The organism is Streptomyces sp. TLI_55 (assembly GCF_900206255.1).
Classification (GTDB): Bacteria; Actinomycetota; Actinomycetes; order Streptomycetales; family Streptomycetaceae; genus Streptomyces; species Streptomyces aquilus.
On record NZ_OAOJ01000001.1, the window covers coordinates 5,742,730 to 5,758,160 of the forward strand.

The 15,431-nt window shown below is 72.0% G+C and carries 14 protein-coding genes; 9 read left to right on the forward strand and 5 right to left on the reverse strand.

Annotated features, from left to right (window positions below; genetic code table 11):
• The first annotated feature begins 22 nt into the window (after positions 1 to 22).
• From CRP56_RS26570 to CRP56_RS26590, 5 genes are all read left to right on the forward strand, one after another.
• Positions 23 to 1,522, forward strand: a complete 1,500-nt coding sequence (locus tag CRP56_RS26570) for an aldehyde dehydrogenase family protein (RefSeq protein WP_097268032.1) — start codon at positions 23 to 25, stop codon at positions 1,520 to 1,522.
• A gap of 213 nt (positions 1,523 to 1,735) precedes the next feature.
• Positions 1,736 to 3,265 (forward strand): GMC family oxidoreductase, encoded by a 1,530-nt coding sequence (locus CRP56_RS26575; protein ID WP_097268034.1) that lies wholly within the window; start codon positions 1,736 to 1,738, stop codon positions 3,263 to 3,265.
• Positions 3,265 to 4,320 (forward strand): quaternary amine ABC transporter ATP-binding protein, encoded by a 1,056-nt coding sequence (locus tag CRP56_RS26580; RefSeq protein WP_097268036.1) that lies wholly within the window; start codon positions 3,265 to 3,267, stop codon positions 4,318 to 4,320. Before CRP56_RS26575 ends, CRP56_RS26580 begins: the two co-directional genes overlap by 1 nt.
• Complete coding sequence (locus tag CRP56_RS26585) at positions 4,320 to 6,260, forward strand: ABC transporter permease (protein ID WP_097268039.1); 1,941 nt, start codon at positions 4,320 to 4,322, stop codon at positions 6,258 to 6,260. Before CRP56_RS26580 ends, CRP56_RS26585 begins: the two co-directional genes overlap by 1 nt.
• Before the next feature lies 1 nt (position 6,261).
• Positions 6,262 to 7,221 (forward strand): ABC transporter substrate-binding protein, encoded by a 960-nt coding sequence (locus CRP56_RS26590; RefSeq protein WP_097268041.1) that lies wholly within the window; start codon positions 6,262 to 6,264, stop codon positions 7,219 to 7,221.
• A 57-nt stretch (positions 7,222 to 7,278) separates the two neighbouring features.
• On the opposite strand, the gene CRP56_RS26595 is transcribed toward CRP56_RS26590, so the two are convergent.
• Genes CRP56_RS26595 through CRP56_RS26605 form a run of 3 tightly spaced genes read right to left on the reverse strand, consistent with a single transcriptional unit; the run spans position 7,279 to position 9,046 of the window.
• Complete coding sequence (locus CRP56_RS26595; protein ID WP_097268043.1) at positions 7,279 to 7,995, reverse strand: isocitrate lyase/PEP mutase family protein; 717 nt, start codon at positions 7,993 to 7,995, stop codon at positions 7,279 to 7,281.
• Between the two features lie 20 nt (positions 7,996 to 8,015).
• A complete protein-coding gene (locus CRP56_RS26600) occupies positions 8,016 to 8,462 on the reverse strand; it encodes a carboxymuconolactone decarboxylase family protein (RefSeq protein WP_097268045.1) in 447 nt (148 codons plus the stop codon).
• Positions 8,459 to 9,046 (reverse strand): carboxymuconolactone decarboxylase family protein, encoded by a 588-nt coding sequence (locus CRP56_RS26605; RefSeq protein WP_097268047.1) that lies wholly within the window; start codon positions 9,044 to 9,046, stop codon positions 8,459 to 8,461. Before CRP56_RS26605 ends, CRP56_RS26600 begins: the two co-directional genes overlap by 4 nt.
• A gap of 47 nt (positions 9,047 to 9,093) precedes the next feature.
• On the opposite strand from CRP56_RS26605, the gene pdxR reads away from it, so the two are divergent.
• Positions 9,094 to 10,485, forward strand: a complete 1,392-nt coding sequence (pdxR, locus tag CRP56_RS26610) for a MocR-like pyridoxine biosynthesis transcription factor PdxR (RefSeq protein WP_097268049.1) — start codon at positions 9,094 to 9,096, stop codon at positions 10,483 to 10,485.
• Between the two features lie 220 nt (positions 10,486 to 10,705).
• Here pdxR and CRP56_RS26615 read toward each other — a convergent pair whose 3' ends face one another.
• On the reverse strand, positions 10,706 to 11,581 hold the full coding sequence (locus CRP56_RS26615) for a hypothetical protein (RefSeq protein ID WP_097268052.1): 876 nt from the start codon (positions 11,579 to 11,581) through the stop codon (positions 10,706 to 10,708).
• 127 nt (positions 11,582 to 11,708) lie between these two features.
• On the opposite strand from CRP56_RS26615, the gene CRP56_RS26620 reads away from it, so the two are divergent.
• The 3 genes from CRP56_RS26620 to CRP56_RS26630 are packed head-to-tail and all read left to right on the forward strand — an operon-like array spanning position 11,709 to position 14,153.
• Positions 11,709 to 12,065: a hypothetical protein gene (locus CRP56_RS26620; RefSeq protein WP_059192780.1), complete on the forward strand. Its 357-nt coding sequence runs from the start codon at positions 11,709 to 11,711 to the stop codon at positions 12,063 to 12,065.
• Positions 12,066 to 12,099: 34 nt separating this feature from the next.
• Positions 12,100 to 13,293 carry a glutathionylspermidine synthase family protein gene (locus CRP56_RS26625; RefSeq protein ID WP_097268054.1) on the forward strand — a complete coding sequence of 398 codons (1,194 nt, stop codon included), beginning with the start codon at positions 12,100 to 12,102 and terminating at the stop codon, positions 13,291 to 13,293.
• 44 nt (positions 13,294 to 13,337) lie between these two features.
• The gene (locus CRP56_RS26630; RefSeq protein WP_097268056.1) at positions 13,338 to 14,153 is read left to right on the forward strand and encodes a methyltransferase domain-containing protein; all 816 of its coding nucleotides are present in this window, start codon (positions 13,338 to 13,340) and stop codon (positions 14,151 to 14,153) included.
• A 4-nt stretch (positions 14,154 to 14,157) separates the two neighbouring features.
• On the opposite strand, the gene rocD is transcribed toward CRP56_RS26630, so the two are convergent.
• Positions 14,158 to 15,360: an ornithine--oxo-acid transaminase gene (gene rocD / locus CRP56_RS26635; protein ID WP_097268058.1), complete on the reverse strand. Its 1,203-nt coding sequence runs from the start codon at positions 15,358 to 15,360 to the stop codon at positions 14,158 to 14,160.
• Positions 15,361 to 15,431 lie beyond the last annotated feature (71 nt).

Below are 15,431 nucleotides of genomic sequence, written 5' to 3' on the forward strand. Positions count from 1 at the left end.
GGAACGGAAGGCAACACCGATCATGGCCGGACAGCAGGCCCAGCAGACGATCCACGCGGGCGGTGAGTGGCGCGCAGCCCTCTCCGGTGCGACCCGCGACATCATCGACCCCGCGGACGCGCAGCCCTTCGCCGTCGTCGCCGAAGGGGACGAGAAGGACACCGACCTGGCCGTCGCCGCCGCCCGCCAGGCCTTCGACCACGGCGACTGGCCACGCACCCCGGTCGCCGAGCGCGCCGCCCTCCTCTACCGCGTCGCCGACCTCCTCGTGCGCGACCGCGAACGGCTCGGCCTCCTGGAGAGCCGCGACGCGGGCAAGACGCTCGAAGAGGGCCGCGTCGACATCGACTGTGTCGCCGACGCCTTCCGCTACTTCGCCGGTCTCGTCGCCGCCGAGTCCGGGGGCCGGGTCGTCGACGCGGGCTCGCCCGACATCCACAGCGTCGTGGTGCACGAGCCGGTGGGGGTCTGCGCCCTCATCACCCCGTGGAACTACCCGCTCCTCCAGGCCAGTTGGAAGATCGCCCCGGCGCTCGCGGCGGGCAACACCTTCGTCGTCAAGCCCAGCGAGATCACCCCGCTGACGACCGTCGCCCTGATCGAGCTGCTGGTGGAGGCGGGTCTCCCGGCCGGCGTCGCCAACATCGTCACCGGGCCAGGCGCCTCGGTCGGCGCCCGGCTCGCCGAGCACCCCGACGTCGACCTCGTCTCCTTCACCGGCGGCCTGGTCAGCGGCACCAAGGTGGCGCAGGCGGCGGCCCCTTCGGTCAAGAAGGTCGCCCTGGAACTCGGCGGCAAGAACCCCAACGTCGTCTTCGCCGACGCCTGCGCCACCGAGGAGGGCTTCGACACCGCCGTCGACCAGGCCCTCAACGCGGCCTTCATCCACAGCGGCCAGGTCTGCTCGGCGGGCGGCCGCCTGATCGTCGAGGAGTCGGTGCGCGAGCGCTTCGTCGCCGAACTCGCCGCCCGGGCACACCGGATCAGGCTCGGCCGCGGCACCGACGACGGCGTCGAGTGCGGCCCGCTCGTCTCCGAGCAGCAGCGCGACAAGGTCGAGGCGTACGTCGCCTCGGCGCTGGCGGAGGGTGCGGTGCTGCGCACCGGCGGCAAGCGGCCGGAGGGGCTCGGAGAGGGGTACTTCTACGAGCCGACCGTCCTCGACGCCTGCCACCGCGAGATGAAGGTCGTCCGCGAGGAGGTGTTCGGCCCCGTCCTCACCGTCGAGACCTTCCGGACGGAGGACGAGGCGGTGTTCCTCGCCAACGACACCGAGTACGGCCTCGCCGGCGCCGTCTGGACCGCCGACGCGGGACGCGCCCGCCGCGTCGCCGGGCGGCTGCGGCACGGCACCGTCTGGATCAACGACTTCCACCCCTATCTCCCGCAGGCGGAGTGGGGAGGCTTCGGCAAGAGCGGGACGGGGCGCGAACTGGGCCCCGCCGGGCTCGCCGAGTACCGCGAGAGCAAGCACGTCTATCAGAACCTCGCGCCGAAGCCGGTCCGCTGGTTCGCGGGCTGAACCCTCCGTCGTCCGTGGGCCGACCCGTCCGGTTCGCAAGCCGGCTCGTCCGCCGGTTCGTGTGCGCAAGCCGGCTCGTCCGCCGGTTCGTGTGCGTAAGCCGACCCGTCCGCCGACTCGTGTTCGTAAGCCGACTCGTCCGCTGGTTCGCAGGCCGCCTCGCCCGCTGGTTCACGGACCGGCCTCCACCCCTCACGCCTCAGGAGTACCCCCATGCCAGAGACCAATCATCTCTACGATTACGTCGTCATAGGCGGCGGCACCGCCGGTTCCGTCATCGCCTCCCGCCTCACCGAGAACCCCGACGTCACCGTCGCCGTCATCGAGGGCGGCCCCAGCGACGTCGACCGCGAGGACGTCCTCACCCTGCGCCGCTGGATGGGCCTGCTCGGCGGCGACCTCGACTACGACTACCCGACGGTCGAGCAGCCCCGCGGCAACTCCCACATCCGGCACAGCCGCGCCCGCGTCCTCGGCGGCTGCTCCTCGCACAACACCCTGATCTCCTTCAAGCCGCTCCCGTCCGACTGGGACGAGTGGGAGGCGAACGGCGCCAAGGGCTGGGGCGCGGTGCCGATGGAGGCGTACTACGCGCGGCTGCTCAACAACATCGTCCCCGTCGACGAGAAGGACCGGAACGCCATCGCCCGCGACTTCGTCGACGCCGCGCAGAAGGCGACCGGCGTCCCGCGCGTCGAGGGCTTCAACAAGCGGCCCTTCGACGACGGCGTCGGCTTCTTCGACCTCGCCTACCACCCCGAGAACAACAAGCGGTCCTCGGCGTCCGTGGCCTATCTGCACCCGGTGATGGACCAGCGCCCTAACCTCACGATCCTGCTGGAGACCTGGGCGCACCGCCTCGACCTCGACGGCACGCGCGCCCGCGGCGTCCATGTCCGCGCCAAGGACGGCGAGGAGTTCGTCGTACGCGCCCGGAACGAGGTGCTGTTGTGCGCCGGCGCCGTCGACTCGCCCCGGCTGCTCCTGCACTCGGGCATCGGACCCGCCCGTGACCTAGAGGCCCTCGGCATACCCGTCGTGCACGACCTGCCGGGCGTCGGCGAGAACCTCCTCGACCACCCCGAGTCGGTCATCGTCTGGGAGACGAACGGCCCCATCCCGGAGAACTCCGCGATGGACTCCGACGCGGGCCTGTTCGTCCGCCGCGACCCCGAACACCCCGGCCCGGACCTGATGTTCCACTTCTACCAGGTCCCCTTCACCGACAACCCCGAGCGCCTGGGCTACGAACGTCCCCAGTACGGCGTCTCGATGACCCCGAACATCCCCAAGCCGAAGAGCCGCGGCCGCCTCTACCTGACCAGCGCCGACCCGTCGGTCAAACCGGCCCTGGACTTCCGCTACTTCACCGACGAGGACGACTACGACGCCCGCACCCTGGTCGACGGCATCCGCATCGCCCGTGAGATCGCGCGGACCGAGCCGCTGGCGGGCTGGCTGAAGCGCGAGGTGTGCCCGGGCCCGGAGGTCACCGGCGACGAGGAACTCAGCGAGTACGCCCGCAAGGTCGCCCACACCGTGTACCACCCGGCGGGCACCTGCCGTATGGGCGCCGTGGACGACGAACTCGCCGTGGTCGACCCCGAGTTGCGCATCCGCGGCCTGGAGGGCATCCGGATCGCCGACGCGTCGGTCTTCCCGACGATGACGGCCGTGAACCCGATGATCGGGGTGCTCATGGTCGGTGAGAAAGCCGTGGACCTGATCGGAGGCGGTGCCTGATGAGTGATGCTGTTCTCGCCGAGACCCCTGTCTTCTCCGTGAACGGGCTCTGGAAGGTCTTCGGCCCGAAGGCCGACCGGATCCCCGCCGATCCCGAACTCACCGCCCTCGACCCCGCCGACCTGCGCGCCCGCACCGGCTGCACCGCCGCCGTCCGGGACGTCTCCTTCGACGTCCGCAAGGGCGAGGTCTTCGTGGTGATGGGCCTGTCCGGCTCGGGCAAGTCCACACTGGTGCGCTGTCTGACCCGGCTCATCGAGCCGACGGCCGGCACCATCGCCATCGACGGCGAGGACGTCCGTGCCATGGACAAGCCCCGGCTGCGCGAACTGCGCCGCCACCGCGCCGCCATGGTCTTCCAGCACTTCGGCCTCCTGCCGCACCGCACGGTCCTCGACAACGTCGCCTACGGCCTGGAGATCCAGGGCATGGGCAAGGCGGAACGCCGGGCGCGCGCGGCCGAGGTCGTCGCGAAGGTCGGCCTGGAGGGCATGGAACAGCGCAGGCCCAGCCAGCTCTCCGGCGGCCAGCGCCAACGCGTGGGCCTCGCACGGGCGTTGGCGGTCGACCCGGAGGTCCTCCTCTTCGACGAGCCCTTCAGCGCGCTCGACCCGCTGATCCGCCGGGACATGCAGGAGGAGGTCGTCCGCCTGCACCGCGAGGAGGGCCGCACCATGGTCTTCATCACGCACGACCTCAGCGAGGCCCTGAAGCTGGGCGACCGCATCGCCCTGATGCGCGACGGCAAGGTCGTCCAACTGGGCACCCCGGAGGAGATCGTGGGCTCCCCGGCCGACGACTACGTCCGCGAGTTCGTCCGCGACGTACCGCGCGAGCAGGTCCTGACGGTCCGGACGGCGATGCGGACACCTTCGGACGGGGACACGGTCACCGGCCCGGCGGTGGCACCGGACGCCACGGTCTCGGAGGCCATCGAGGCCGTGGCCCGCGCGGGCGAGCCGGCACGGGTCGTGTCCGAGGGGCGGTGCCTCGGGGTGGTGGACGCCGACGGGCTGCTCGGGGTGGTGGCCGGAACGGCGAAGGAGGCGGTCTGATGGCTGCGATCACCGTCTTCTCCCCGCGTACCGTGCCCGCCGTCCTCAGGCACCGGGCCGTCCACAAGCTCGGGCTGCTCGCCCTGGCCGCCGCCGTCCTCGTCCCCCTGGCCAACGCCCGCTGGGCCGGCGGCGCCTGGCCGGACGCCCTGACCGTCGACCTCACCAAGCCCCTCACCGACGCCAGCACCTGGATCGTCGACAACCGCGACACCCACCCCCTCTTCCTCTACTTCTTCGGCCACGTCAGCAACGCGATCGTGCTCTCCGTACGAGCCGTCTACCTGGTGCTGCTCGCGGCCGGCTGGGCCGGCGTGACGGCCCTGGGCGCCCTCGTGGCCTGGCGGGTCGCGGGACTTCGCCTCGCCCTGGGCACGGTGGCCGCGTTCCTCACCTGCGGCTGGCTGGGCATGTGGGTGCCGACCATGCAGACCCTGGCCCTGATGGTCGTGGCCGTCGCCGCGTCCGTCGTCGTGGGCGCGCTGCTCGGGCTGGCCGGCGGACTCTCCGACCGCCTGAACCGGGCCCTGCGCCCGGTCCTCGACACCATGCAGGTCCTCCCCGCCTACGCCTACCTCCTTCCCGTCGTCCTGGTCTTCGGCATGGGCGTCCCCGCCGCCGTCCTCGCCACGGTCGTCTACGCCGCCCCGCCCATGGCCCGCCTCACCGCGCTCGGCCTGCGCGGCGCCGACAAGGAGGTCCTGGAGGCCGTGCGGTCCTTGGGCGCGACCGCCCGCCAGGGCCTGCTCACCGCCCGCATCCCGCTGGCCCGCAAGGAACTCCTCCTCGGCCTCAACCAGACGATCATGATGGCCCTGTCGATGGCGGTCATCGCGTCGGTCATCGGCGCCGGCGGCCTCGGCGACCGCGTCTACCAGGCGCTCGCCTCCGTCGACGTCGGCGCCGCCCTCGCCGCCGGCATCCCGATCGTGCTGCTGGCCGTCGTACTCGACCGTGTCACCGGAGCGGCGGGCAACGGCTCCACCTCCGACGAGCCGCGCCGCACGGGATGGCTGTACGCCCTCGTCGCCGCCCTCGCCGTCGCCGTCGCCGGACGCCTCATGGGCCGCCTCGACTGGCCCGACGCCTGGACCGTGCGGATCGCCGAGCCCGTCAACCGCGCCGTCGACTGGATGACCGCCCATCTCTACTCCGGCGTCCCCGTCGTCGGCGGCACCGCCGACTGGGCCGCCCACTTCACCACCTGGGTCCTCAACCCGCTCCGGGACGGGCTGACCTGGCTGCCCTGGTGGTCGGTGCTGCTGCTGGTCGCTGCCCTGGCCTGGCTGATCGGCACCTGGCAGACCGCGCTCACCGCGGTCCTCGCCATGGCCGCCATCGGCGTCCTGGGCGTGTGGACGCCGGCTCTCGACACCCTCTCCCAGGTTCTCGCCGCCGTTGCCGTCACCCTGGTCATCGGCTTCGCGACCGGCATCGCCGCGGCCCGCAGCGACCGCCTCGAACGGGCCCTGCGCCCCGTCCTGGACGTCTTCCAGACGATGCCGCAGTTCGTCTATCTCATCCCGGTCGTCGCCCTGTTCGGCGTCGGCCGCGCCCCCGCCGTCGCCGCGGCCGTCGTCTACGCGCTGCCCGCCGTCGTCCGCATCACCACCCAGGGCCTGCGCCAGGTCGACGCGGCCGCGATGGAGTCCTCCGACTCCCTCGGCGCCACCAGCTGGCAGCAGCTGCGCCAGGTCCAACTCCCGCTGGCCCGCCCGGCGCTGCTGCTCGCCGTCAACCAGGGCGTGGTCCTGGTCCTCGCGGTCGTCATCATCGGCGGTCTGGTCGGCGGTGGCGCCCTCGGCTACGACGTCGTCTTCGGCCTCGCCCAGGGCGACCTCGCGACCGGTCTGGTGGCCGGTGCCGCGATCGTCTGCCTCGGCCTGATGCTCGACCGGGTGACCCAGCCGACGGAACGCCGTACGAAGAAGGGAGCGTGACATGCGTATCCGTACGCGCCTGTGCGCGACCGCCGCGGTCGGCTCGCTGCTGCTGCTCACCGGCTGCGGCGCCGCCGACATGACCAAGCAGGCCTCGCCGTTCGCCAATGCCCAGGGCTCGAAGAGCGTGACCCTCTCCGTCCAGTCCTGGGTCGGCGCCCAGGCCAACGTGGCCGTCGCCCAGTACCTCCTGGAGCACGAGCTCGGCTACCGCGTCGACACCGTCCAGGTCGACGAGGTCCCCGCCTGGGACGCGCTCAGCCAGGGCCGGGTCGACGCGATCCTGGAGGACTGGGGCCACCCCGAACAGGAAAAGCGCTATGTCGACGACAAGAAGACCATCACGCGCGGCGGCCAACTCGGCGTGACCGGGCACATCGGCTGGTACGTCCCCACGTACTTCGCCAAGCAGCACCCGGACGTCACCAACTGGAAGAACCTCAACAAGTACGCCGACCTCATGCGCACCGCGGAGAGCGGCGGCAAGGGCCAGCTCATGGACGGCTCCCCGTCGTACGTCACCAACGACAAGGCGCTCGTGGCCAACCTGGACCTGGACTACCAGGTCGTCTTCGCCGGCTCCGAGGCCGCCCAGATCACCCAGATCAGGCAGTTCGCCAAGGAGAAGAAGCCCTTCCTCACCTACTGGTACGCGCCGCAGTGGCTGTTCAAGAAGGTCCCCATGACCGAGGTGAAGCTCCCCGCGTACAAGGAGGGCTGCGACGCCGACCCGGCGAAGGTCGCCTGCGCCTATCCGCACACCCCGCTGGAGAAGTACCTCAACTCCGACTTCGCCCGCTCCGGCGGGAAGGCCGCCGCCTTCCTGAAGAAGTTCCGGTGGACGACCGAGGACCAGAACGAGGTCGCCCTGATGATCGCCGACCAGAAGCTGACGCCGGAGCAGGCGGCGGAGAAGTGGGTGAGGGGGCATGAGTCCACGTGGCGGACGTGGCTCTCCTGACGCCGACCGGCCCGCCTCGTGGCTCACCCCACCTCCTGGGTCAGCCCATTTCCCGGCTCAGCTCATTTCCTGGACCAGCTCATGGAGGATCGCGGCCGTCCGCCGCTGCAACCACGGCCCGAACGTCACGCGCGTGGCCCCGAGTTCGCCCAGTTCGGCGGGCGAGGGGCCCACGCCGACCTTCGCGATCACGTTCACCGGCCCGTGGATCCCGGACCGCAGCAGCGGCAGTACGTCCGCCGGGGCGGTGATCGGATACACGCAGTCGGCGCCCGCGGCCCTGTACAACGCAGCCCGCTCGATGGCCTGTTCGGGATCGCCGTTCCCGTGCAGGAAGGTGTCGATGCGGGCGTTGACGAAGAGCTCGCCCCCGGCCGCGTAGCGCACCTCTGCGAGCCACTCGGCATGCTGGTGCGGGTCCTTGAGGACACCCCCGTTGGAGTCCTCAAGGTTGCAGCCCACGGCACCCGCCTCCAGCAGCCGCTCCACCAGCTCCTTCGGAGCCAGCCCGTACCCGCCCTCGACGTCCGCCGACACCGGTACGTCCACGGCCCGGGTGATCCGCGCGATCGCCGCGAACATCTCGTCGGCCGGGGTCTGCCCGTCCTCGTGGCCCAGCGAGGCGGCGACCCCCGCGCTGGGCGTCGCGAGCGCCGGGTAGCCGGCCTCGGCGAACACCCGGGCGCTGGCGGCGTCCCACGGTCCCGGCAGCACGAGCGGATCGTCCGCGGCCTGGCGCCGATGGAGCCGACGGAAGATCTCGACCTTGCTCATGACGGGTGCCCCTCCGACGCTCATGGTGTGTAGCCTCCCGGCGGTATGCGGCGGCTGACCATCACCCGGTTCCAGTTGTTGATGGCGACGATCAGCCCGATCAGATGGGCGAGTTGCGTGTCGTCGAAGTGCTTGGCGGCCGTCTCGTAGACCTCGTCCGGCACGAACCCTTCCGTCAGGACGGTCACCGCCTCCGTCAGCGCGAGCGTCGCCCGCTCCCGCTCGTCGAAGACCCCCTCGGCCTCCTCCCAGGCGGCCAGCAGATCCAACTGCCGCTCCGGCACCCCGTGTTCGCGGGCGATGCGCAGATGCATGTCGAGGCAGAACGCGCAGTGGTTGAGCTGTGAGGCCCGGATCACGACGAGTTCGGCGAGCGCGGGGTCCCCGAGGCCTCTCTTCGCGGCGGCGCTGAGCGCGGACATGGCCTGCGCGACCGATGTGTCCAACAGCCGCGTACGCGCCGTCACTTGTGCCCCGGCTGGTAGTGCCCGGGAACCAGCCGGCAGGTCACCCCGAACCGGTTCCACGCGTTGATCACCGTGATCGCCGCGATCAGCTGCGCCAGCTCGGCGTCCTCGAAGTGCGCCGCCGCCCGCTCATACACCGCGTCCGGCACGAACCCGTCGGTCAGCACCGTCACCGCCTCCGTCAGCGCGAGCGCCGCCAGCTCCCGGTCGGTGTAGAAGTGCTCCGACTCCTCCCACGCGCTGAGCTGCACGATCCGCTCCACGCTCTCGCCCGCCGCCAGCGCGTCCTTGCTGTGCATGTCGACGCAGAGCGCACAGCGGTTGATCTGCGAGGCGCGGACCTTCACCAGCTCCAGCAGCTTCGGGTCGAGGCCCTTCCGGGCGGCGGCGTCGAGCCGGATCATCGCCTTGAAGACCTCGGGCGCCTGCTCGGCCCAGGCGAGGCGCGGGGTGTGCTCGGGGGCGTAGCCCACGGAGGTGTGGTCCACGGTGGTGTGGTCCACGGTGGCGTGGCCGGTGCCGGTGCCGGTGCGGTCGGTGGGTGTCCTGTCGTCGGTGTGCGTCTCGTCGGTGTGCGTCGTCATGTCCTCGACCCTAGATTCGAGGCAGCCCACCGGTATGGTCCATTCCCATGGCGAAATCATGGGCCACTTTGGGCGTCGACCTCCATCTGGAACCCGCCGGCCCACACCTGCGCCGGGGCCTGACCGACGCCTTGCGCGAGGCGGTCCGCACCGGCCGCCTGGCCCCGGGCACCCGGCTGCCCTCCTCCCGCAGCCTCGCCACCGACCTGGGCATCGCCCGCAACACGGTCGCCGACGCCTACGCCGACCTGGTCGCCGAAGGCTGGCTCACCGCCCGGCAGGGCTCGGGCACGAGGGTCGCGGAAGGCACGGTGACGCCCCCGACCTCGGCCACGGGCGGCCCGGGCCCCCGCGCACCGCACCGCCCCACCCACGACTTCCGCCCCGGCACCCCCGACCTTGCCGCCTTCCCCCGCGCCGAGTGGCTCAAGGCGGCCCGCCGCGCCCTCCTCGCGGCCCCGCACCACGCCCTCGGCTACGGCGACCCCCGCGGCCGCCCCGAACTGCGCTCCGCCCTCGCCGACTACCTCGCCCGCGCCCGCGGCGTCCGCGCCGACCCCGACCGCATCCTGGTGTGCTCGGGCATCGCCCACGGGCTGCGCCTGCTCGGCACGGTCCTGCGGGCCCGCGGCGTCCACACCGTCGCCGTGGAGTCGTACGGCCTCGACGCGCACTGGAACCAGCTCACGCAAGCCGGCCTGCGCACCCCGCCCCTGCCCTACGACGACCGGGGCACCGACCCGGCGGACCTCGGCGGCGCGGGCGCGGTCCTGCTCACCTCCGCCCACCAGTTCCCGATGGGCCTCCCGCTCCACCGGAGCCGCCGCACCGCGGTGGTCGACTGGGCCCGCCGCACCGGCGGCCTGATCCTGGAGGACGACTACGACGGCGAGTTCCGCTACGACCGCCAGCCCGTCGGCGCCCTCCAGGGCCTCGACCCCGACCGCGTCGTCTACCTCGGCACCGCGAGCAAGGCCCTGGCCCCCGGCCTCCGGCTGGCCTGGATGGTGCTGCCCCCGTCCCTGGCGGCGGAGACCGCGGCGGCGAAGGGCAAGGTCGACACCTCCAGCGCCCTGGACCAGCTGACCCTGGCGGAGTTCCTCACCTCCGGCGCCTACGACCGCCACGTCCGCGCCTCCCGCCTCCGCTACCGCCGCCGCCGGGACGCCCTGCTCACCGCCCTCACCGCCGAGGCCCCCGACGTCCACATCACCGGCATCGCCGCCGGCCTCCACGCCGTCCTCCGCCTCCCACCCGGCACCGAACACTCCGTCGTCCAGTCCGCCGCCTGGCAGGGCGTGGCCCTCCACGGCCTCTCCTACTTCCGCCACCCCGACGCCCGCCCCGACGGCCTGGACGCGGTGGTCGTCGGCTACGGCACCCCGTCGGACAGCGGGTGGGCTGGGGCGCTGGAGGCGCTGTGCAGGGCTATGCCGTAGCAGGTGAGGGCGGGGTGAGGACGTGGGGGGGCGGGTGGGCCGGCGGCGCGGGGTCCGGCGAGTGGGCCAACGGCGCGGGTCCCGGCGAGTGGGCCGACGGCGCCGGGCCCGAGGGCGGGCCGGACAGGGGTGAGCCGGAGTCTTGCTTGAGGCGTTCCGGGGTGAGCCGCGGTCTCGCTCAAGGCGTGGCCGGGTGTCCGGGGAGCCGTCGCCGGGGTGGTCACCTGGATGCTTCCGTGCCACCCTTCACCTTTCCCGCCCCCTCCCCAGCCGCCTCACCACCGGAGGCCGGCGCCTCTCCGAACCGTGCCAACCCCAGCGCGCCGACCACAGCCACCGCGAACCCCAGCACCGCCAGCCACTCCAGCCCCTCCCTCGTACGGTCCCCGAGCCACACCACCCCCACCAGTGCGGGCCCGACCGTCTCGCCGATCACCATGGCCGCGGTCGCCGACGTCACCGAGCCCCGCTGCAGCGCCGACGTCAGACAGAGGAACGCGGCGCCCCCGCCGATCAGCAGCGCATACGTCGCCGGATGCGTGAGCAGCGACGACGGAGCCAGTGAGTCGATCAACCGCACCGCCACCTCGACCACCCCGAACCCGAACCCCGCCCCCAGCCCGAGCACCGGCCCACGCCAGCGCTCGGACAGCCGCCCGCCCGCGAGCCCGAGCAGCAGCACCCCCACGGCCACCCCGAGCATCACCCACTTCAGCGCCGCCGGCCCGCCCAGATCCCCCTCGGTCCCGGACGCCACTCCCAGCATCGCCAGCCCGGCACACACCACCGCCACCGCCGCCCACTCCACCCCGCTCAACCGCACCCGCAGCAACCGCGCCGCGACCACCGCCGTCACCGCGAGGCTCGACGCCAGCGCCGCCCCGACCGCGTAGATCGGAACCGATCGCAGCGCCACGATCTGCAGCACGAACCCCAGCCCGTCCAGCGCCAGCCCCGCCACATACCGCCACTGCCGCACCGCCCGCAGCAGCAGCGCCGCCTCCCCGCCCCCACCGGTGCCGGCCGCCCGCGCGGCGACCGCCTGCAACACCGTCGCCGTACCGAAGCAGACCGCCGCACCGAGCGCACACACCATCCCAAAGATCACAAAGCGACTGTAGGGGAGCGGTGAAGACGGACGGGGTGGCTGCACGGGCACTCTCACCGATCTCTAGGCTGACCGCCGGACAACGGCTCGACGAACCGCGGGGGAGACAGAGAACATGGCGGAAACTCGGCGACGGCTGCGCTCCAGCACGGTCGTGCTCGGCGGCATGGGAGTCGTCGCGGCGGCACTCACCTCCTGCGGCTCCGACCCGGACCGCCGCTGCGTCGACCGCGACAGCTACACCTACGAGGGCTACAAGGTCGTCGCCGACAAGAACTGCAACACCGGCAGCTCCGGCTCGTCCTCGGCCAAGGGCGGCAAGAAGAAGTCCGGCACCGGCAAGAGCGCCGACGCCGCCTGGTACTACGACGCCGACGTCAGCAACGGCCGCGCCGACTACGGCACCTTCAGCAAGAGCGAGGCCGTCGACCGCGGCGGCTTCGGCTGCTCCGGCGGCAGCGGCGGCGGCTGAGCGCGGACGCACGGACAGACCACACAGAGACGCCATGGAACGCCGCAGCATCGAGCCCCGCCCCGGCTGGCAGCAGACCGTCGAGGAACAGGGCCTGATCTACCCGCTCACCCGCTACCCCGACGACTCCCTGCGCCCCTACTGGGACGAGAGCGCCTACTACGCCTTCTCCCTGGAGGAGGTCGAGGCCCTGGAGGACGTGGTCGAGGAACTCCACCGCATGTGCCTGGCGGCGGCGGACCACATCGTCACCGCGAACCGCTTCGCCGACCTCGGCATCACCGACCCGCGCGTCGCCGACGCGGTCGCCGAGGCCTGGCGCCGCCGCGCCGAACTCCCCTCCGTCTACGGCCGCTTCGATCTCCGCTACGACGGCAGCGGCCCCGCCAAGCTGCTGGAGTACAACGCCGACACCCCCACCTCCCTCGTCGAGGCCGCCTCCCCGCAGTGGTTCTGGATGGAGGAGCGCTTCCCCGGCGCCGACCAGTGGAACTCCCTGCACGAACGCCTCGTCGCCGCCTGGAAGAAGCAGGCAGCGCTGCTCCCGCCGGGCAGCCCGCTGTACTTCGCGTACTCCTCCGCCGACGAGCTCGGCGAGGATTTGATGACGGTCGCCTACCTCCAGGAGACCGCCGAGCAGGCCGGCCTCGACACCGCCTGGATCTCCATGGAGGAGATCGGCTGGGACCGCCTCTCCGGACGCTTCGTCGACCAGCAACTCCGCTTCATCCGCAGCTGCTTCAAGCTCTACCCGTGGGAGTGGCTGACCACCGACCGCTTCGCCGACCACGTCCTCGACACCCTCGACAACGGCGGCGGCACCGGCACCACCCTGTGGATCGAGCCCGCCTGGAAGATGCTGCTGAGCAACAAGGCACTTCTGGCCATTCTCTGGGAGCTCTACCCCGGCCATCCGAACCTCCTGCCCGCCTACCTCGACGGGCCGCGGGAGCTGGCGACGACGACGGGCTACGTGGCCAAACCACTGCTCGGCCGCGAGGGCGCCGGCGTCACCCTGCACGCCCCGGACACCACGGACACGGCCCCTGTACTGCGCGAAGAGGCCTGCTGCTACCAGGAGTTGGCGCCGCTGCCCGACTTCGACGGCAACCGTGTCGTCCTGGGCGCCTGGGTCGTCGACGACGAGTCGGCGGGCCTCGGCATCCGCGAGTCGGCCGGACTGGTGACCGACGAATACGCGCGCTTTCTGCCGCACGTGATCCTCTGACGCGACACAATGTTCGGCCCACGACCAACGGAGAGGGGCGAGCGGTGGGCAACACGGCCACGATGGAGAGCGAATACGTCTTCGACACGTCCTGGGAGCGGGAACACGGGCGGCTGCTGGCGTTGGAGGAGATCTACGACAGCCAGAGCCGCCACCGCCTGACCGAGCTCGGAGTCGTCGACGGCTGGCACTGTCTGGAGGTGGGCTGCGGCGCCGGCAGCATCGCGCGCTGGCTGGCCAAGCAGGTCGGCGCCGCCGGGCGCGTCCTCGCCACCGACGTCGACACCCGCTTCGCCCATTCCCACGGCCTGTCCAACCTGGAGATCCGCACCCACGACCTCCTGAGGGACGACCTCCCCGAGGCCTCCTTCGACCTCGTCCACGCGCGGGCCGTGATCGAGCACCTCCCCGACCGCGACAAGGCGCTGCGCCGGCTGGCCGCGGCGACCCGCCCCGGCGGCTGGGTGGTCGTCGAGGACTTCGACATCGACGGTCCGACGGCCCCGGCCGTCGACCTGTACTTCCCGCCCGGCTACACCGAGCCGGCCGAACGCCTCGGCCGCGCCCTCCGCGCCGCCTTCGGCGCCACCGGCGTGGACCGCGGCACTGGTCCCCGCCTGCCCCAGGCGCTGACGGACGCAGGCCTGACCGAGGTCCGCGCCCAGGTCCACGCACCGGTCCTCACCGGCGGCGATGCGGCCTTCCTCCCCCTCACCCTCCGCTCACTGCGCCCCCGCCTCCTCGCCACCGGGGAGGTGAGCGACATGGACATCGAGGACGTCATCACCCTGACGAAGAGCCACGGCACCACCTACCTCCCCAACTACATGACGATCACCTGGGGCCGAAAGCCGGCGTGACCGCCTAGGAGAGCACCGCCGCCAGCTGAGCCAACCCCCAGTCCAGATCCTCCTCGCCGATCATCAGCGGCGGGGCGATGCGGATCGTCGGGCCGTGGGTGTCCTTGACGAGTACGCCCCGGTGCATCAGCTTCTCGGAGATCTCCCGGCCCGTCCCGTGGGCTGGGGCGATGTCCACACCCGCCCACAGGCCCCGGCCACGTACCGCTGTCGCGCCGCCGGTGGCGGTCAACTCCCGTAGTTCGCGGTGGAGATGGGCGCCCAGTTCGGCGGCGCGTGCCTGGTACTCGCCTGTCCGCAGCATGGCGATCACCTCCAGCGCGACCGCGCAGGCCAGGGGGTTGCCGCCGAACGTCGAACCGTGTTCGCCGGGCCGGAAGACCCCCAGGACCTCCGCGCTCGACACCACCGCCGAGACCGGTACGACCCCGCCGCCCAGCGCCTTGCCGAGGACGTACATGTCCGGGACCACGTTCTCGTGCTCGCAGCCGAACGTCCGGCCGGTCCGGCCCAGGCCCGACTGGATCTCGTCCGCGACGAACAGCACGTTCCGCTCGCGGGTCAGCTCCCGGACCGCGGGGAGGTAGCCGGCCGGCGGAACCAGGACCCCCGCCTCGCCCTGGATCGGCTCCAGCAGCACGGCCACCGTGTTCTCCGTGACCGCCGCGCGCATCGCCGTCAGATCACCGAACGGCACGATCTCGAAGCCGGGAGTGTACGGACCGTAGTCCGCCCGCGCCTCGGGATCGGTGGAGAAGCTGATCAGCGTGGTGGTGCGGCCGTGGAAGTTGTTCCCCGCCACCACGATCTTCGCCATCTCCGCGGGCACGCCCTTGACCCGGTACCCCCACTTCCGAGCGGTCTTCACCGCCGTCTCCACCGCCTCCGCGCCGGTGTTCATCGGCAGCACCAGCTCCATCCCGCACAGCTCGGCCAGCTCGGAGCAGAACGCGGCGAACCGGTCGTGATGGAAGGCCCGGCTCGTCAACGTCACCCGCTCCAGCTGAGCCTTCGCCGCATCGACGAGCCGCCGGTTGCGATGGCCGAAGTTGAGCGCCGAATAACCGGCCAGCAGATCCAGATACCGCCTCCCCTCCACATCCGTCAGCCACGCCCCGTCCGCCGTGGCCACGACCACGGGCAGCGGGTGATAGGTGTGCGCGGTGTGGGCTTCGGCCGAGGCGATGAGCTTCTCCGTGGCGTTCACGGGCACTCCCAAGGGTGAGGACGGCCCCCTTCCATCGTCGCTCGCATGGTGGACGCGGCACCTCCGGTGTA